Source organism: Corynebacterium freiburgense, assembly GCF_030408815.1.
Taxonomy (GTDB): Bacteria; Actinomycetota; Actinomycetes; order Mycobacteriales; family Mycobacteriaceae; genus Corynebacterium; species Corynebacterium freiburgense.
Genome location: NZ_CP047355.1, coordinates 1,428,732 through 1,447,553, shown reverse-complemented (window position 1 = coordinate 1,447,553; position 18,822 = coordinate 1,428,732). Strand labels below are relative to the sequence as shown.

At 49.5% G+C, this 18,822-nt stretch carries 18 protein-coding genes; all 18 read left to right on the top strand.

The features are described 5' to 3' along the window. The first annotated feature begins 1 nt into the window (after position 1). Positions 2-955 carry a helix-turn-helix transcriptional regulator gene (locus tag CFREI_RS06530; RefSeq protein ID WP_027012376.1) on the top strand — a complete coding sequence of 318 codons (954 nt, stop codon included), beginning with the start codon at positions 2-4 and terminating at the stop codon, positions 953-955. After that, the gene (locus CFREI_RS06525) at positions 945-1,907 is read left to right on the top strand and encodes a helix-turn-helix transcriptional regulator (protein WP_027012377.1); all 963 of its coding nucleotides are present in this window, start codon (positions 945-947) and stop codon (positions 1,905-1,907) included. The genes CFREI_RS06530 and CFREI_RS06525 overlap by 11 nt, the downstream gene beginning before the upstream one ends. Before the next feature lie 23 nt (positions 1,908-1,930). Then, a complete protein-coding gene (gene tatA / locus CFREI_RS06520; RefSeq protein ID WP_027012378.1) occupies positions 1,931-2,194 on the top strand; it encodes a Sec-independent protein translocase subunit TatA in 264 nt (87 codons plus the stop codon). A 20-nt stretch (positions 2,195-2,214) separates the two neighbouring features. Continuing rightward, complete coding sequence (tatC, locus tag CFREI_RS06515) at positions 2,215-3,252, top strand: twin-arginine translocase subunit TatC (protein WP_027012379.1); 1,038 nt, start codon at positions 2,215-2,217, stop codon at positions 3,250-3,252. Between the two features lie 18 nt (positions 3,253-3,270). After that, complete coding sequence (locus CFREI_RS06510) at positions 3,271-6,042, top strand: DEAD/DEAH box helicase (RefSeq protein ID WP_027012380.1); 2,772 nt, start codon at positions 3,271-3,273, stop codon at positions 6,040-6,042. Between the two features lie 27 nt (positions 6,043-6,069). Next, positions 6,070-6,948 carry a tRNA glutamyl-Q(34) synthetase GluQRS gene (gene gluQRS / locus CFREI_RS06505; RefSeq protein ID WP_240483201.1) on the top strand — a complete coding sequence of 293 codons (879 nt, stop codon included), beginning with the start codon at positions 6,070-6,072 and terminating at the stop codon, positions 6,946-6,948. Between the two features lie 18 nt (positions 6,949-6,966). Continuing rightward, the gene (locus tag CFREI_RS06500) at positions 6,967-8,094 is read left to right on the top strand and encodes a M24 family metallopeptidase (RefSeq protein WP_027012382.1); all 1,128 of its coding nucleotides are present in this window, start codon (positions 6,967-6,969) and stop codon (positions 8,092-8,094) included. Beyond that, positions 8,094-8,810, top strand: a complete 717-nt coding sequence (locus CFREI_RS06495; protein ID WP_027012383.1) for an SDR family NAD(P)-dependent oxidoreductase — start codon at positions 8,094-8,096, stop codon at positions 8,808-8,810. Before CFREI_RS06500 ends, CFREI_RS06495 begins: the two co-directional genes overlap by 1 nt. Positions 8,811-8,832: 22 nt before the next feature. Continuing rightward, a complete protein-coding gene (locus CFREI_RS06490) occupies positions 8,833-10,068 on the top strand; it encodes a bifunctional cobalt-precorrin-7 (C(5))-methyltransferase/cobalt-precorrin-6B (C(15))-methyltransferase (protein ID WP_035111492.1) in 1,236 nt (411 codons plus the stop codon). Between the two features lies 1 nt (position 10,069). Continuing rightward, positions 10,070-10,843, top strand: coding sequence for a precorrin-4 C(11)-methyltransferase (cobM, locus tag CFREI_RS06485; protein WP_027012385.1), 774 nt, complete (start codon positions 10,070-10,072; stop codon positions 10,841-10,843). Continuing rightward, positions 10,831-11,568, top strand: coding sequence for a cobalt-precorrin-6A reductase (locus CFREI_RS06480; RefSeq protein WP_027012386.1), 738 nt, complete (start codon positions 10,831-10,833; stop codon positions 11,566-11,568). Before cobM ends, CFREI_RS06480 begins: the two co-directional genes overlap by 13 nt. A gap of 242 nt (positions 11,569-11,810) precedes the next feature. After that, positions 11,811-13,289, top strand: a complete 1,479-nt coding sequence (locus tag CFREI_RS06475; RefSeq protein ID WP_051255872.1) for an alanine/glycine:cation symporter family protein — start codon at positions 11,811-11,813, stop codon at positions 13,287-13,289. A 231-nt stretch (positions 13,290-13,520) separates the two neighbouring features. Then, a complete protein-coding gene (locus CFREI_RS06470) occupies positions 13,521-14,432 on the top strand; it encodes a dihydrodipicolinate synthase family protein (RefSeq protein ID WP_027012387.1) in 912 nt (303 codons plus the stop codon). A gap of 56 nt (positions 14,433-14,488) precedes the next feature. Continuing rightward, positions 14,489-15,490: a proline racemase family protein gene (locus tag CFREI_RS06465; RefSeq protein WP_027012388.1), complete on the top strand. Its 1,002-nt coding sequence runs from the start codon at positions 14,489-14,491 to the stop codon at positions 15,488-15,490. A 62-nt stretch (positions 15,491-15,552) separates the two neighbouring features. Beyond that, positions 15,553-16,539, top strand: a complete 987-nt coding sequence (locus CFREI_RS06460; RefSeq protein WP_051255873.1) for an ornithine cyclodeaminase family protein — start codon at positions 15,553-15,555, stop codon at positions 16,537-16,539. A gap of 43 nt (positions 16,540-16,582) precedes the next feature. Continuing rightward, positions 16,583-17,248, top strand: a complete 666-nt coding sequence (locus CFREI_RS06455) for a GntR family transcriptional regulator (RefSeq protein WP_027012389.1) — start codon at positions 16,583-16,585, stop codon at positions 17,246-17,248. Between the two features lie 133 nt (positions 17,249-17,381). Next, complete coding sequence (locus CFREI_RS06450) at positions 17,382-18,548, top strand: NAD(P)/FAD-dependent oxidoreductase (protein ID WP_027012390.1); 1,167 nt, start codon at positions 17,382-17,384, stop codon at positions 18,546-18,548. Further along, positions 18,541-18,822: a (2Fe-2S)-binding protein gene (locus CFREI_RS06445; protein WP_027012391.1), complete on the top strand. Its 282-nt coding sequence runs from the start codon at positions 18,541-18,543 to the stop codon at positions 18,820-18,822. Before CFREI_RS06450 ends, CFREI_RS06445 begins: the two co-directional genes overlap by 8 nt.

Below are 18,822 nucleotides of genomic sequence, written 5' to 3'. Positions count from 1 at the left end.
AATGGCTGCTCGAGACCATGTGATTGAGCGTTTAACAAATCTAACGTTTGCGTTTTTAAATGCCGACCGTCTGGGGCGGAAGTTTCTTACTCCGCAATGGATTCATGAAAATGTTGATGGCTATAGCCAGTATTCGGCGGCTTCATTTCATACGATTTTTACTCGGGATCGTGCAATTCTAGCTAAGGTCGGGGTTCCAATTGAATCGGTAGCACAGGCAGGTTATCGGCTTCAAAGGGAACAATATATGTTGCCGCCGGTAAACTTTACTCCCGCTGAAGCCACGGTCTTAGGGCTGGCCGGGGAGCTCGGTTTCGATCGTGACCTCGGGGCTTTTGCCCGCTCCGGATGGACAAAGCTCGCCGCTGGGGGTGCCGATCGAGAATTAAGCGCAGCCCCGCAATTTACGGCTACCAATGATGTTTCGGGGTTAAGCGCCAAACAATTAGATGCATTATTAACGGCCACTCGTAAAGGTCGACGCATTAGCTTTGATTATCAGTCGACAAAAACCACCGATGCAGTCATCCGTACGATGGACCCTTGGGGCTTGGTCAATGTTCGGGATCGTTTGTATTTAGTGGGTTTTGATATTGATCGTAAAGCTCCGCGCTCATTTCGGATTACCCGAGTAAGCAATATTGCTATTACTGGAGCGGCCGAATATATCCGTGGGGACGCTGATTTACAGGAGATTGTGGAGCAAACGTTACGTCAAGGCAAAGAGCTAATCGACGCCCACATCTCTGTCGAACCGGGCCGGGCTTATGAGCTTACGTCTCAGGGAACACAGCGTAATGATGGTACGTGGGATCTTCAAAATATTGATCGAGATTGGTTGGTGCGTATGGCTGCGGCCTATGCACCGCATGCGGTGGTGCTGGCGCCTGAGCAGGTGCGCCGGGACGTCGTAACGCAATTGCAGCAAGCAGCGGAGGTTTACAATGGGCGTTAATGCAGCACGTTTAGAAGATTTGGTTCGCATGCTGAATCTATTGCCGTATTTTGAGGCGCACCCTGATCGCACCATTATGGAGGCGGCAACGGATCTGGGCAGGAAACCTAATGAAATTAAAGATGACCTCGATAGGCTATGGTGCTGCGGTCTGCCGGGGATGTTTCCCGATGATTTAGTCGACCTTGAACACAGTTATATGGGTGTTTCCGTTACCAATAATCAAGGTATGGACCAGCCACTACGCTTGACCCAAACCGAAGCTGGTGCACTGCTTTTGGCTTTAGATTCGCTGGAAAATGTTCCAGGCTTGACCGATCGTTCCGCAGTATTGAGCGCGGCGAAGAAACTTCGCAGCATTATGCAGGAAGAAACTGTTGCCCTGGTAGATTCCATCGCTGGTGAAGTGCCCACTCAACCGGTCCTTGAAGCCATTCGAACCGCCCTCGAACAGCAAACGCAAGTGCAATTTGAGTACCACAGCGCTAGCAATGATGAACGTTCCCAACGAACGGTAAGTCCCGCCCGAGTGTTTTCCAGGGAAGGCATTACATATCTCACTGCCTGGGACGAGGCTGCAGATGCGCATCGAACATTTCGCACAGACCGTATACAAGCCATCGAAGTTTTAGACAAACCAGCGCAACCTCATCTGGATCGCTTAAAGTTCAATACCAAAAACCCTTTTGATTTTGGGAGAGAGGAAGTAGAGCTCAAAATTGCCGCAGATGCACTATGGTTGGCAGACTATTTCCCAATAACCATCGGTGAAAAGCTTGATGACCACTGGTTTAGTGCCACAATGCCATTGTTGTCTGAGAATTGGATTGTACGTTTCGCATTAAGCAATGCCGATCGGGTTAGTATAGTTAAACCCACGTCACTGGTTTCAGCTATGGGTGATCGTTCGCGGTCAGCCTTGGCAGCGTATGATGAAACGTCAGACAACTAATTTCCACTGTTGGAGGAAATACAATGCCTAATCTCGGACCCACCGAATTTATAATCCTTGCAGTCCTAGTTGTGTTGCTATTCGGTGCGAAGAAATTGCCGGAAGCTGCACGGTCACTTGGTCGCTCAATGCGCATTTTCAAATCCGAAGTTAAGGAAATGAGCAAAGACGACGAAATCGCAGAACAACGTGCCATTGCTCCTCAGCCGGTACAACAACCCACCCAGGTGCAAGCTCCTCAGGCACAGCCTGCTCCGCAGCAACAACCACAACAACCACAACAGTAGTGGAGTAGCGGCGACGTCATATGAGCACCGCTAATAGTAAACCTAAGGAAAACAAAAAGAAACGACGTGCAAAAGACGGTTCAATGTCTTTGGTGGAGCATATTCAAGAGCTCCGCCGTCGGCTTATTATCTCCTTGCTTGCCTTAGCTGTGGGAACGATATTCGGGTTTTGGTGGTATCAAAACTCGCTTTTTGGCATCCCCACACTTGGTGAAATCCTCCGAGGACCCTACTGCAGTCTTCCGCCGGAAGCGCGAGCAAGTTTTTCCCCAGATGGGTCCTGTAAGTTACTTGCTACAGGGCCATTTGAAATGTTTATGCTGAGGCTTAAAGTTGGTGCACTTGCTGGCTCTGTTGTGGCTTCGCCAATTTGGTTAGCGCAGCTTTGGGGTTTTATTACCCCAGGATTAATGAAGAATGAACGGCGCTGGACATTTACCTTTGTTACCGCGGCCGTATTCCTTTTTATTTCCGGCGCGATTCTTGCATATTTTGTGATCGCCTACGGTTTAGCGTTTCTGCTGACGATTGGCGCAGATACCCAAACTACAGCCCTTAATGGTGAACAATATTTCGGGTTCCTCTTGGCGTTTTTGGTCATCTTTGGCGTGAGTTTTGAAGTCCCGCTTATTATCGCGATGCTTAATATCGTTGGTTTGATTAGCTACGAGCAACTGAAAACCAAACGTCGATTGATTATTATGCTGCTGGCTGTTTTCGCAGCATTTATGACCCCCGGGCAAGACCCTGTATCAATGGTAATTCTTGCTATTGCCCTGGTTGTACTTGTGGAAATCTCAATCCAATTTGCGCGCTTTAATGATAGGCGACGTAGTCGCCAGCGCCCAGATTGGCTCGATGTGGATGATGATGAATCCTCGCCAATCGCAGCCTCAGGCGGGATCGATGATGCTGACGGCATAGCACCATCAACGAGTATTTCAGCCCCAACCCCAATACGCGCACCGCAAGAGCACACTCCGCCGAATATGCGTGGTGCGGAAATGCGCGGAAATCACGCCGAAAGAGGTGATTCGGACTTCGACGATGTTCTCTAACCAGGTAGGTTGGAGAACATGAGTCACCTCTCCGAATTTACGGCGAATTTAAAATTTCCCCTGGATCAATTTCAAATCCAGGGGTGCCGTGCCGTGGAAGAAGACCGTGGAGTCCTGGTGTGCGCTCCCACTGGGGCAGGCAAAACCATTGTGGGGGAATTTGCTGTTTCACTAGCACTTTCCCGAGGCACAAAGTGTTTTTATACCACCCCGATTAAAGCGCTCAGCAATCAGAAATATCATGATCTTGTAGCTGCCCATGGGGAGGAAACAGTAGGGCTGCTTACTGGTGATGTTTCCATTAATGGCAATGCAGAAATCGTGGTCATGACCACAGAGGTACTCCGCAATATGATTTATGCGGAATCCCCAACACTAGAGCGTCTAAGCCATGTGGTCATGGATGAAATCCACTTTCTCGCCGATGCTTCCCGCGGGGCTGTGTGGGAAGAGGTAATCCTTAATCTTGATGAGCACATTCGCATCATTGGACTTTCTGCAACGGTAAGTAACTCCGAGGAATTCGGGGCGTGGCTTTCTACAGTTCGAGGCGATACCGATGTCATTGTTTCTGAAATACGGCCAGTACCATTAGAACAATGGATGATGGTGGGCCGAAAAGTTTACCCACTTTTTGAACCTGGGGCAGAAGGTGAAGTTAACCGGGCCTTAGAACACGCGGTGACCAGGTTGGAGCACCGCGAGCATGTACGTGAGCAATGGTCACAGGATACTGGTGGTTTTCGGGCACGCAGTAGCGGTAAACGCCGTGATACCACCACTGGTCCGCGTGCAGAAAGTGATTTCCGGCCATTGGGTAGGCCGGAAGTTTTACGCATCTTACAGGGCAAAAACATGCTGCCGGCGATTACTTTTATTTTTTCTCGCGCGGGATGCGATGGCGCATTATTGCAATGTTTACATTCAAAGCTGGACTTAACCACGGATGAAGAAGCCGAACTTATCGGCCAAATCGTCGATGATGGTGTTGCAGATATTCCTACGGTTGATTTGGAAGTTCTGCGTTTCCGCCAATGGAAGCGTGCATTACAACGCGGGTTTGCCGCCCACCATGCGGGTATGTTGCCAGCATTTCGACATGTGGTTGAGAAACTCTTTGTTCGTGGGTTAGTGCGTGCAGTTTTTGCCACAGAAACCCTTGCACTCGGTATTAATATGCCTGCCCGCAGCGTAGTTTTAGAGCGGCTAGTGAAGTTCGATGGTGAAGCGCATGTGGAATTAACCCCTGGGCAATATACGCAATTGACTGGTCGGGCTGGACGTCGCGGGATCGACGTTAAAGGTAATGCGGTGGTTCAGTGGGCACCAGCCCTTGATCCCCGAATGGTTGCTGGCCTTGCATCAACTCGAACATATCCTCTGATTTCTACGTTCCAGCCTGGCTATAATATGAGCGTAAACCTGCTTTCTACCATTGGTTATACACAAGCGCACAGGCTTTTAGAACAGTCATTTGCACAATATCAGGCGGATGGTTCGGTAGTGAATGAAGTTCGGGAATCCCAACGTGCCGCAAAGACCGTAGCTGAATTATCCAAAGAATTTACTGCGGCGATCCATGAATCTGCACCAGCACATTTATTTGAAAACCCAGATATTAATCCCGAAGAAATTTTTCGGGATTACCTCTCGCTACGTCATAAACTGACAGTGGAGGAGAGGGCGGCAAAACGTCGCAATCTGGAGCAACGGCTCTTGGAAGTCAAGGCAATACTACGGAAAGCCCAGATTGGTGATGTATTGGCATTGCCTGGGAAAAAGAAGCCGATTTTAGCGGTTGTTGTTCGAGGTGCAGAAAGTGCGCAGGATCCTCGTCCTTGGGTAACTATGGAAACCGGGTGGTCTGGTCGAATCGATGCAGATTCCTTTGCTAATCCACCTATTGTGGTTGGCCATATGCGGTTGCCGCGGGATATTACTCAAAAACCTCGTCGCAGTACCAGCACGATCGTGGAAGCGTTTCGCCGTGGTGATTATCCACGCCCAAAGCGCTTAAAGTTCCAGGCCAGAGTTCGTGGGGGCGAAAAAGTTGCTCGGTTACGAGCAGAAGTTCGTACTCATGAGGCGCATCATTGGCCGCAGCGCGAAACCCTTGCGCGTATTGGTGAACGATTGTTGCGCAGGGAACGCGAACTTGCAGTGCTGGAAGGTAAAGTGTCCGCAGCGGTGGATACATTGGGCAAACACTTTGATCGAATTCTGCAATTATTAGCGGAATTGGATTATGTAGAATTCGACGCTGAAAATACTCCAACAATTACGGAGGAAGGGCAGCGCTTAGCGCAAATCCATAATGAATCCGATTTACTGGTCGCACAATGTTTAAAGCGAGGCATTTGGGATGACTTGGATCCTGCAGAGCTTGCCGGAGTGGTCAGTATGTGTACATTTGAAAACCGTAAAGAATCCCGCAAGGTTCCAGAGGCAGCCACAGATGCTATGGCTGATGCAATGAATAATACAGAACGGATTTGGGATGAATTAGTGGTTGATGAGCAGCGGCATCAATTGCCGCCAACACGTCAGCCTGAGGCTGGTTTTGCGTTGGCTATTCACCAGTGGACGGCCGGGGCACCTTTGGGTTATTGTATGGCCGCTGCGGCACAAAGTGGTGCAGAACTTACGCCAGGTGATTTTGTGCGCTGGTGCCGCCAAGTAATCGATCTTTTAGAGCAGGTTCGTGCCACTGGGTATTCGTCGGCAATCCGCAATAATGCGCGACAAGCAATCGATGCGATTCGCCGGGGTGTTGTAGCAATTGGCGCATAACCGCTATGAGTAAAGGCAATTATTGTGATCAACCCTCTCATTGGGGCGGGAAGGTATGCACCTTCTCCTTCTGGTGACTTACATTTTGGAAATCTGCGTACAGCACTTTTAGCGTGGCTATGTGCGCGTTCTTCAGGCCGGGCGTTTTATATACGGGTTGAGGATATTGATTCCGGTAGGTCTTCAGATACCGCCGCAATGCGCCAGCTAGAAGACCTGCAGGTATTGGGGTTGAACTGGGATGGGGAAGTGCTTTACCAGCACACTCGATATGCTGCCTACCAGCAGGCGCTTGACAGATTGCCTACCTATGAGTGTTACTGCTCGCGAAAAGATATTTTAGCGGCAGCTTCTGCACCACATGCGGCACCAGGCGCGTATCCAGGGACGTGTCGGGATCTTTCGGATTCGCAGCGTAATACCCGGCGCGCCGAACTATATGCCCAGGGCCGGGTTCCTGCTCTTCGGCTGCGGGCAAATGTGAGCCAGTGGTCTATCTATGATGTATTCGCCGGCGAATACACTGGTGTAGTCGACGATATGGTGCTCAAACGTGCGGATTGGGCCTATAATTTGGCCGTTGTAGTTGATGATGCGTTTCAAGGCATTGACCAGGTTGTACGTGGCGATGACCTACTTGCTTCTGCACCGCGCCAAGCATATTTGGCACACCTACTTGGTTTACCCACACCAGTTTTTATCCATGTTCCATTGGTACTTAATGCCGCGGGTAAACGCCTGGCTAAGCGCGACGGTGCGGTAACCTTTCGCCAGTTGGGGGCGCAAACGCTTGAGCGGCTCGGGGCGTCGATAGGCATTCCGGGTGCTGCTAACACCGCTGAGCTGCTGGAACGCTTTGATCTTGCTACGGTGCCGCGCTCGCCGTTCATTTGGGATGCAGCATAACCACCTATGATGGGGCGCATGTCGTCTCTATTTCCAATACATGTGTACGCTGATCGGCTTACTCGCGCAGCAAACGCAGCCCAAATGGCTGGTTTAGATGGTTTAATTTTTGGTACTGGTGCGGAATTAGCTTATTTAACCGGCTCGTGGATTAGCACCCATGAGCGGCTTACTGCACTGATTATTCCTACCGTTGGTAAACCAACATTGGTATTGCCTGCCGTTGATCGCGGCGATCTGGCACTGTCCGCCATTCCCGAACTGGATATCGAAGTCCGTGGGTGGGTTGATGGGGAACGCCCACACGAACTTGCCATTGCGGCACTAGGTTCGCTTAGCGACGCCCCAACTATCGGCATCGGCGCTTCGCTTACCGCTGACCACGTGCTACCGCTTCAAGCATTACTAGGCGGAAGCACCGTACTTGCAGGTGGAGTACTAAAAGAACTTTTTATGCGTAAAGATGCTGCCGAAATTTCAGCATTGCGGGAAGCTGGCGCTGCAATCGACCGCGTGCACTCAATGGTTCCCGAGCTCCTGCTGGTAGGAAGAACCGAAGCCCAAGTAGCACAAGAACTCGAACGCCTTATCCTGCAAGAACACAGCAAAGTGGATTTTATTATTGTTGGATCCGGACCAAATGGCGCAAATCCACACCACTCTTTTTCCGAACGAGTACTTGAACTCGGTGACGTGGTTGTAGTGGATATCGGGGGAACCTTCGGTCCTGGCTATCACTCTGATTGCACTCGAACCTATATTGTGGGTGGCCCTAAACAAACCGTAAACGACCCAGATTTCCTTTATCTGTATCAGGTATTGGAACAAGCTCAAGCCGAAGCGGTGCGTGCAGTCCGCCCGGGGGTTACCGCAGCCTCTATTGATGCTGTGGCCAGGGACATTATTACCGCTGCCGGTTTTGGGGAAGACTTTATTCATCGGACCGGCCACGGCATTGGATTATCATTGCATGAAGAGCCATTTATTATGGCTGGGAATGAACTAGTTCTTGAACCAGGTATGGCATTTTCCGTAGAACCTGGTATTTATTTGGAAGGGCGAGTCGGCGCCCGGATTGAAGACATTATTATTGTTACGGATTCTGGGTGTGAATCTGTAAATAACCAACCTCATGGATTGCAATAATGGGAAACATTCTTCTTTTCGGTGGCACCAGCGATATTGGTATTGAACTCGTAGAACGCTTAGCTGCCAATGCAACAGTAATTGTTGCGGCACGCCGCCCTGAGGCAGTCACTATACGCAATGCCAAACATGTGCATGTTTTGCCTTTTGAAGCATTGGATTATGAATCTCATCGCAATGTAATACAACAAGCAATGCAGTACGGCGATATTGAAACTGCAATTGTTGCTTTTGGAATCCTTGGCGACCAACAACGCGCAGAAACAGATCCAGCGCACGCAATAGAAATTGCGAGTGTGGATTACACTGCCCAGATTTCTATTCTGACAATTTTGGCTCACCAGCTGCAACAACAACGCACCCCTGCAACCATCATTGCGTTTTCTTCTATAGCGGGATGGCGGGCACGTCGCCCTAATTATGTGTACGGATCCACCAAAGCCGGTTTAGATGCTTTTTGCCAAGGTATGACCGATGCTTTATATGGAACAAACGTCAGATTGATTACTGTGCGCCCCGGATTTGTAATTGGCTCAATGACCAAAGGCATGAAACCCGCACCATTTTCGGTATATCCAAATGAAGTTGCGGAAGCTATTGTGCACCGAATGCAACGTGAAGGATCCGCGACAATTTGGGTTCCAGCAAAGCTTCGAGCTATAGCTTGGATTATGCGCTTAGTGCCTCGCCGCGTGTGGCGACGAATGCCGCGTTAAAAACCCAGTACGATTAATTTCTATGACGCAACTCGCTGCAAAGCGCCACCCCACCGATGCTGACCCACCAATTGAAGTAGTCGGTATCGGTGCTGACGGGTTCTCCAGCCTTAATGAAGCCGCCCAATTCGCAATTCTGCATGCCGATATTGTTATTGGATCCTGGAGGCAATTGAACTTATTACCCGAAGGTTGCCGAGCTGAACGCCGCCCTTGGCCGTCACCGCTTCTTCCTTCGATCGAGCCATTATTCCAAGAATTTATTGGCAAACATATTGTGGTCCTCGCGTCTGGTGACCCAATGTTCCACGGCATTGGTACCACCCTTATCCGGATTTTTGGTGTGCATCGGGTCCATATTCATTCGGCCCCTTCATCAATTTCGTTGGCGTGCGCCCGTCTTGGCTGGCCAGTTGATGCCACTCCTGTGGTTTCACTGATGTCAAAACCCGTGGCCAGCATGATTCCTATCGTAGACAGTGGACAACCCTTTATGGTGCTGTGCCGTGATGAAACCAGCGTAGGTGAAATAGCATCACTTCTTGTTTCACTAGGACACGAAGCAGCCAAACTGATTGTGCTTAGTGATCTCGGAAGTGCCGATGAACAACAACTTTCCGGTACCGCAATCCTGCCGCCAAAACCCGTAAGCTCATTGAATATATTGGCGATTATTCCAAATGGCCCCACCCATAGTTGCGTCCCAGGCCTGCCAGATTCCGAATATGAAACAGACGGACAACTCACCAAACAAGATATTCGGGCACTTACAATTTCTGCACTCGCCCCCAAAGATGGTGAAACCCTTTGGGATATTGGTGGTGGCACAGGTTCCATTGCAATCGAAGCGATGCGCGCAGTACCCAGCCTTTCCGCATACTGTTTCGAAATTAATGAAGAACGACGTACCCGAATCGCACGAAATGCTGTGGCTTTAGGGGTACCTACCCTCCAAGTGTTAGGTTCGGCCCCCAAGGCGCTTCTCGACGCCCCAACCCCTGATGTTATTTTTATTGGCGGCGGCATAACTTCCGCATCTGTTTTCGAAACTGCATGGGCAGCATTACCATTAGGCGGTAGACTCGTTGCCAATGCAGTAACTATTGAATCCGAACAAAAGCTCTGGCAATTGCGGAAGCAATACGGCGGCACAATGATCCGAATGGAAATTTCACACGAACACCCAGTAGGGGCATTCACCACAATGAAACCGGCCCTTCCTGTAGTGCAATGGCGCGTACTCAAGGAGACGAACTAGCGTGACCGTATATTTTATCGGCGCAGGTCCAGGAGCAGCTGACTTACTTACCCTTCGCGCCGATAGGCTCATTCGAACATGCCAAGTATGCCTATACGCTGGGAGCATTGTGCCCGAAGAGGTACTTTCCCATTGCCCCGATGGTGCGCAAATTATTAATACCGCACGTATGCCTCTCGATGAGATTACCAAGATTATTGCGCAAGCCCACGCCGAAGGTAAAGACATCGCGCGACTCCAGTCAGGAGATCCCGCAATTTATTCAGCACTTGCAGAACAAGCACGCCGGTTGGTGGAACTTTCAATTCCTTATGAAATTGTTCCAGGAGTGCCGTCATATGCCGCCGCAGCAGCCGTTCTGGGCCATGAGCTTACCGTGCCAACCGTGGCGCAAACAGTGATATTAACCAGGGTAAATGGTCGAGCTTCACAAATGCCCGATACTGAAAACCTAGCAACACTTGGGGCTTCCAAAGCAACCATGTGTATTCACCTTGCCGCCCACGATATTGATGCGGTGACTGCTGAGCTTACGCCTCACTACGGTGCGCACTGTCCGGTGGCTGTCGTGGCATTTGCCTCCCGCCCTGAAGAAGTTATCCTACGCGGAACGCTTATGGATATTGCCGATAAAACACGTGCAGCAGGTATTACCAGAACTGCCGTCATTATTATAGGAAAAGCCTTGGGGGCTGAGGGTTTTCCCGATAGCTTCCTGTATTCCGATGAGCGCCCTCGAGATGCCTATGGTAGGACAATTCCGTGCGCGCACTAATACTCGGCGGGACCCGCGAAGCCCGCGAAATAGCCTCGCTTTTACAACAAGATAATTGGCATGTGACGAGTTCTCTTGCCGGAAGAGTCAAACAGCCAGCATTGCCAGTCGGGGAGGTACGCATTGGCGGATTTGGCGGCCCAGCAGGACTTGTCACATGGCTGCTTAAAGAAAAAGTAGAAGTGGTTATTGATGCCACACATCCGTTCGCAGAACGTATTAGTATTTCTGCTGCCGAAGCGACACGCGCTACCGGTGTGCCATTAATTGCATTACACCGTCCGGCTTGGCAAGCAGGGGAGCGGGACCAATGGATACCTGCTGGTTCAATGGAAGAAGCAGCACGAATAGCGGCACGTCGATTCCACCATATTTTCCTAACAATTGGGCGCCAACAACTCGCCGCTTTTGCAAAAGACCCACACAATTTATACGTAATTCGATGCGTTGATCCACCGGAAGTTACGCTTCCTAGACGACACCGGCTTATCCTATCTCGCGGGCCATTTACACTCGAAAATGAAAAACAACTAATGCGTGATAACCAAATAGATTGTTTGGTTACAAAAAACTCGGGTGGGGAACTTACCCGAGCAAAACTCGATGCTGCCCGAGAGCTTGGTATCCCGGTTATTATGGTTGAACGCCCAGAACTTCCCGGAGGGCCTCAGGTTCGCACTGTGCATACCGCACAAGAAGCCCGGGAAGCCGTCTACGAGGTATAAATCGAACACAGATGCCTCTCGCTAGGGGAGTATCGGAACATCAAATCGCCTATTTTGATGCGTACAGTGCCGTGATATTGGGGGTAAACCAAAGCTGAAAACTTCCTTTAAAGTGAGTCAAATCACTTGACAGGGGATTTTCTGTGCTGTGTACAATTGCACTTGCTTGTGATCCGTCTTACAGTATATGGCCGTTTGGGTGCTAGACCACGGCTCATCTCCCCAATAATTTAGGAGTACCTGTGGACACACTCGTGTTGATCAGTGACGGACTGTGGAATCCAATGGCTTACTTTGCATTAGGAGTAGGCCTGGTTCTCACCATTGTGATCGGTGGAGCACAATTTGGCTTGCTACCACATACAATAAAGCTAATTTTCCAGCCCAAAACCGATACATCTGGCATTTCATCAGTCCAGGCCCTTTTACTTACCATTGCGTCTCGGGTGGGCGTCGGAAATATCGCCGGTGTAGCCACTGCTATTGCAGCAGGTGGCCCCGGCGCTTTGTTTTGGATGGTTATGTGTGCACTACTTGGATCTGCGGCATCATTTGCGGAGTCTTCCTTAGCACAGGTATATAAACGAAAAATCAATGGTGAACTCAGGGGCGGTATGCCGTTTTATGTGGAATATGGGTTAAAGCTCAAATGGCTCGCGGCAATACTCGCTATTATGACCGCGCTTGGATACGGCGTGCTCTTTCCCGGAGTCCAATCCAATAACATTGCAAACGCCATGGAAAACGCTTTTGCAGTGCCCAATTGGGTTAGTGGAGTTGGTGTTGTCGCAGTATTGGCACTCGTGATTTTTGGTGGCACTAAACGCATTGTTCGGGCAGTAGACCTTATGGTTCCAGTAATGGCGATTGGTTACATATTTGTCGCGCTTGCAATCGTGATATTGAATTACGACCTTATTATTCCAAGCTTGCAATTAATATTTGAATCTGCTTTTGGAACCCACGAACTTTTCGGTGGTATCGCCGGTGCCGCAATGGCATGGGGTGTGCGCAGGGCCGTGTTTTCCAATGTTGCTGGCGTTGGTGAAGGAACCTACGGTGCAGCAGCCGCAGCGGTGAATCATCCGGCCCAGCAGGGCTTGGTACAGTCGTTTTCCATCTTCGTTGATACCTGCATTGTGTGTTTTGCCACCGGAACCATGATTGTGATTACCGGTTCCTACAATGTCTATGCCTCAGACAAAACACCAATTGTGGAAAATCTCCCAGGTGTAGAAGCTGGCGCCGCATATACCCAAAATGCAGTGGATACATTGATACCAGGATTTGGATCTGGATTTGTGGCAATCGCATTGTTGTTATTCGCATTTACTACACTTGTGGCGTTTTACTATATCGCCCACACCAACCTTGTGTACCTCTTTGGTCATGAGCCAAATTTTACTATTAGCTTTGGGTTAAAGTTCGCCTTACTAGGTATGGTGATGTACGGCGCAATCGAATCTGCCGAAACGATCTGGACGATTGGTGATATTGGGTACGCATCACTGGGCTGGATCAATATGTTTTGCATTTTAATGTTGATCCCCGTAGTGCGGAAAGTCATTGTGGATTACCGGCGCCAATTGAAAGCAAATATAGAACCTGCGTTTGAGCCCGGGGCATTGGGGATTGAAGGCGCAGATTTTTGGGAGGGCAAAGAAGAGACAATTCCCAATTACCCACACACCGGTGGGCCAATACCCCTCGAAAAAGATTAAAACTCATTAAATTTTCGGAAAATCCCTTGACGGTACAATTGTACATGGCATAGTTAGTGGTGTGGATCACGAGCATGACCACAAGCCTTGTTGGTCTAGCAGCTAGCAAGGCACCCAAAACTGTTGCGGATTTAAAAAATTCTTTACGAACTTACTGCACAGCAATAGTGCAGATGTTCAAGGAGCATAGACCGAAGTTCGTAACGGATCCTCTAGGAAAGGAACACTGGAGTGAGCACTTCCACAGAAAAGAAACCATGGCACGGTGTACTCGTAGCTACCGCACTCCCATTCAATGATGATTACAGTGTTGACTACGATGGTTTCGCCGAGCACGTTGCATGGCTTGCTGAAAATGGCTGCGATGGCGTGGCACCAAATGGATCTCTAGGCGAGTACCAGAACCTTTCCGAAGAAGAACGCGCTACGGTCGTAAAAGTAGCGGTCGAAGCGGCACCAAAAGGTTTCGTAGTCATGCCAGGTGTAGGTGCCTACGGTGGATTGCAAACGCAATACTGGGCAGAACAAGCGGCAGAAGCAGGTGCGCAAGCGCTCATGTTACTGCCACCAAATTCCTATCGCGCGAACGCACAAGAAGTAATTGAGCACTACCGTTTGGCTGCATCCGCTGGTCTACCGATAGTGGCCTACAATAATCCGATCGATACAAAAGTGGATCTCACTCCATCATTAATTGCTGAGCTGCATAATGAAGGCTATATCGTCGGTGTCAAAGAGTTTTCAGGTGACGTGCGTCGCGCCTATGAAATAAAAGAACTCGCTCCAACAATGGATCTGCTAATCGGCACAGATGACACCATTGTTGAAATGGGTATAGCTGGAGCTGTTGGCTGGGTAGCTGGTTATCCAAACGCATTCCCGCAAACAATGTGTGAGCTATATCGGCTTTCAACATCAGGGGATATGAATGATTTAGCGAAAGCAAAAGAACTGTACCGTGAGTCGCATTCTTTGCTTCGCTGGGATTCCAAGACGGAGTTCGTCCAAGCAATCAAATTGTCTATGGACCTAGCCGGCCGAAAAGGTGGAATCTGCCGCCCACCACGCGGCCCATTGGCCACTGAAATACACGAACGCATTACTGCAGACACAATGGCGGCAATCGCACGAAACTACCACTAAGAACTTGCTGTAACAGTTTTCCATTACCCACGCTGCAGCCAACGAGGAGAAGTGACATGCGCACAAATCGTGTATTCCATGCAGTAGATTCTCATACTGAAGGTATGCCAACGCGCGTTATAGTTGGCGGAATGCCGCCGATACCTGGCCAAACCATGGCACAGCGTCGCCTCTGGTTTATGGAACATGCGGATCATGTGCGCAAACTTTTAATGTACGAACCTCGTGGGCACGCCTCGATGTCAGGAGCTATTATTATGCCGCCGACTCGCGATGATGCGGATTATGGCGTGCTTTATATCGAGGTTTCAGGCCTACTTCCAATGTGTGGACACGGCACAATCGGTGTTGCGACAGTACTGGTAGAGACAGGGATGGTGGAAGTCCAAGAACCAACCACAACGGTTCGACTGGATACACCTGCGGGTCTAGTAGTAGCAAATGTTCATGTTGAACAAGGGCGTGCCGTTTCAGTAACGCTGGATAATGTCGCATCATTTGTAGATCGTTTCAACGCATCAGTGTCAGTGCCAGAATTCGGAACTGTGCAATACGATCTGGCTTTTGGCGGAAATTTTTATGCTTTTGTCAAACTCGAGGATCTTGGCATTCCATTTGATCGTAAATACAAGCAGGAGATGTTGACTGCCGGACTTGCAATCATGGATGCAATCAATGCCGTGGATACACCGGTTCATCCTCTTCGCAATGATATTCGTGGTTGCCACCACGTATATCTAGAAGCCCCGGGCTCAGACGCTTCTCATTCCCGGCATGCTATGGCTATTCATCCAGGTTGGTTTGATCGTTCACCTTGTGGCACAGGAACATCTGCCAGAATGGCGCAGTTACATGCTTTAGGTGTGCTACCACTCAATACTGACTTTTTAAATGAATCGATTATCGGTTCGCAATTTACTGGACGATTAGTTTCAGAAACTACAGTCGGAAAAATACCTGCTGTTATACCGCAAATTACGGGCCGAGCTTGGATTACCGGAACTGCACAGTATTTCCTCGATCCTACGGATCCGTTCCCCGAAGGTTTCCTGCTGTAATTGCTCGTTATTACAGCATGATCCGACATTGCCAAGACATGCTATACAGAGAGGAGTTCGCTATGGTTGAGTTTTTCAATAGCACACGAATTCATTCCCTTGTACCACCTAAAGTAGCTATTGATGCATTGGCAAATGTGCTTAGGAAAGGACTTGATCCGGAGGAAAGTTCTCCTCGACTTTTTGTGGATCGCCCTCACGGCGAGTTCTTGATTATGCCCGCTCACTCAGGTGGATATTCGGGTATACCAATGAGCGGGGTAAAGGTTCTCACGTTAACCAGCAGCAATCGGGACATAGGTATGCCACCGATTCACGGTTTATACATATTGTTTGATGAAACGACCGGGGCGCCGGTTGGGGTGTTTGAAGGGGCAGCTCTCACCGCCATTCGAACTCCCGCCACAACAGTGCTTGGTATCCAACACCTGGTGCAAGCACAGGCTGTGGCATTAGGTATTGCCAATGACCTTGGGATAGACCGCACAATGCGAGTCGTTGTATATGGAGCGGGAGTCCAAGCCGAAGGACATGTTCGAACTATGCAGGCGGTTTTTCCTAAAGCAACCTTTGTTATCTGTGCACGCACAGAAGCAAACATGAATGCATTGCGGGATAAGCTCAGCGCTGAAGGTTTCCAGGTGGAAGCGTCACGTACGCCGGACCTGGCTGCGGCTGATGTCGTGATATTAGCGACGTCGTCCTCCACGCCGGTTATTGGCGACGTTGATGTGCACAGTGGCTTAATTATTGCGGCGATTGGTCAACATGGTTTAGATGCACGTGAACTGCAACCCGAAACGGTACTTCGATCACAAGTGCTACTAGAAGGCAGTACTTCCGCGCTCCATGAAAACGGTAATGTTACATGCCTCCAACAGGCTGGAAAGTGGCTACGTACACCACCAGTAACGCTTGCAGAAACTGTGCGAGGTATTCGAACGTTACAAGGCCCGGGACCTTATATTTACACCGGCGTAGGAATGGCCTGGGAGGACCTTGCCATTGCTATGGTGGCTTATAGCATGTGCTCGGAAAATGCTGGTTAATCGCCTCGCTACGTCAAACATGAAAATGTAAGGAGTTCATCCCATGACTGTTTCCTTCTTGAAACCACTCTCACAGCCTCGGAGTATTCGGGAAGCGGTTACGGAGCAACTTCGAACCGCAATCATTGCGGGAGACCTTAAGGAAGGTGAGCTGTATTCGGCACCAGCACTTGCAGCACTACTCCAAGTTTCGGCTACACCAGTGCGGGAAGCAATGATTGACCTTGATCGAGAAGGGCTGGTGTGTACAGAAAAAAACAAGGGTTTTCGTATCACAGGAATGACCGATAAAGAATTGGAGGAAGTAACAGAAATACGATTACTGATCGAACCATATGCCACCAGGCAAGCGGCACTGCACTATCAAGATGCGGACCTATCATTACTCCGGGAACTTGTATCAAAAATTTTGGCAGCCGCTGAGGAAGAAAACATTAATGCATACCTAGTCGCCGATAGGGACTTCCATATGGCCCTTATGGCACCTTGTGGCAATGCTCAACTTGTGGAATTAGCTACTCGCATGCGGTTAAAAACGCGCCAATACGGTCTTAAAGGACTTATGGCGGAAAAACGCCTAGTAGAAAATGCACAAGAGCATGTCCAAATGGTAGATCTTATGGCCAAAGGGGATGCACAATCATTGGAATTACTGTTAGCCTCCCACATTTCACATGCGCGCGGTTTGTGGAATGTGAAATCCGAATAACCAGCACCATTGGTTGTTTCAAGAACGAATGATCTAACCATCTGTTTTTGAAAATGAACATCGTCTATCTCTTTTGCTTCCAACCATTGGATTTTGGTGAATACAAAGACCCACACAACGGAAGGGGAGAGATATGGAGCGCACCGCAGACGTAATTATCGTAGGTGCCGGAATCGTTGGCTCAGCGATTGCATATTTCACAACACTCTATGGCCTAAAAACTATTGTTGTGGACCGCGGATTACCTGCCAACGGGACGAGCTCGGCATGCGAAGGCAATATTCTGGTTAGCGATAAAGAACTAGGCCCGGAGCTCGAACTCACACAATATTCATTACGAGTTTGGAAAGAAGATCTTCAAGAATTTGGTCATCTTTGGGAATTTGAATCGAAAGGCGGCATTATTGTCGCTTCGAAGGAAAGCTCCCTTGCCTCATTACAAAGGTTTTCAGAATCTCAACGGGCGCACGGAATTACTGCAACAGCATTGAGCTTAGATGAATTACGCGAGCTGGAGCCAAATATTCGTCCCACAGCATTAGGCGCATCGTGGTACCCAGAGGATGCGCAAGTGCAGCCAATGTTGGCCACTTTTCACCTTTTGCGTATGGCACGAGAGCGTGGCGCGAAGTTTTACCCGAACACACCGGTTCAAAACATCATGGTGGCAGAAGATAATTCGGTGCGTGGAATTCAGACCAATAATGGTGAATTCTATGCCCCGGTCATAGTGAATGCTGCTGGTACTTGGGCTGGTGAAGTGGCAAAAACAGTGCAGGTGGATATTCCAATTAATCCGCGCCGCGGGTTTGTTATGGTGACCGTCCCACTACCACCGATGGTTTTTCACAAGGTCTACGCTGCGGAGTATGTAGATAACGTTGGAAGCTCAGATGCGGGATTGCAATCCTCGCCGGTTGTTGAAGGTACACCCGCAGGTTCAATCCTGATAGGTTCTTCCCGCGAGCGGGTAGGTTTTGACCAATCGATTAGCGTCCAAGCCCTGCAGACCATTGCCACGAATGCTATTGAATTGTTTCCATTCTTGGCAAAAGTGAAAATTTTGCGTCATTACCACGGATTTCGCCCATATTGTCCCGATCATCTCCCAGTGATTGGGCACGATACCCAAGTGCCTGGTCTTGTTCACGCAGCCGGGCATGAAGGTGCTGGAATTGGACTTTCAGTGGGAACGGGCAAACTTGTAGCACAAGCAATCCTTGGGCATGATACCGATCTACCTTTGGATGCATTCACGCCAGATCGTTTTTTGGCAGCTTCGGGAGCACACCATGGCTAAGCCGCACAACCAGAGCATTGTAGTGTTCCTGGATGGACAACAATATGAGGTCACTGCTGGTTTAAGCGTGGCTGGTTTTCTGCTGGAAAACGGTATTCGATCCTGGCGTTCCACTCGTGTTCATGGAAAACAACGAGGTTTATATTGCGGCATTGGAGCATGTTTTGACTGCTTAATTACCGTGGATAGCCAACCATTTCAGCGTGCTTGTATGGTGCAGCTAGCCGAAGGTATGAGGATTGAAACGCACCAAACCGGGGAAGGGAGTGAGTAA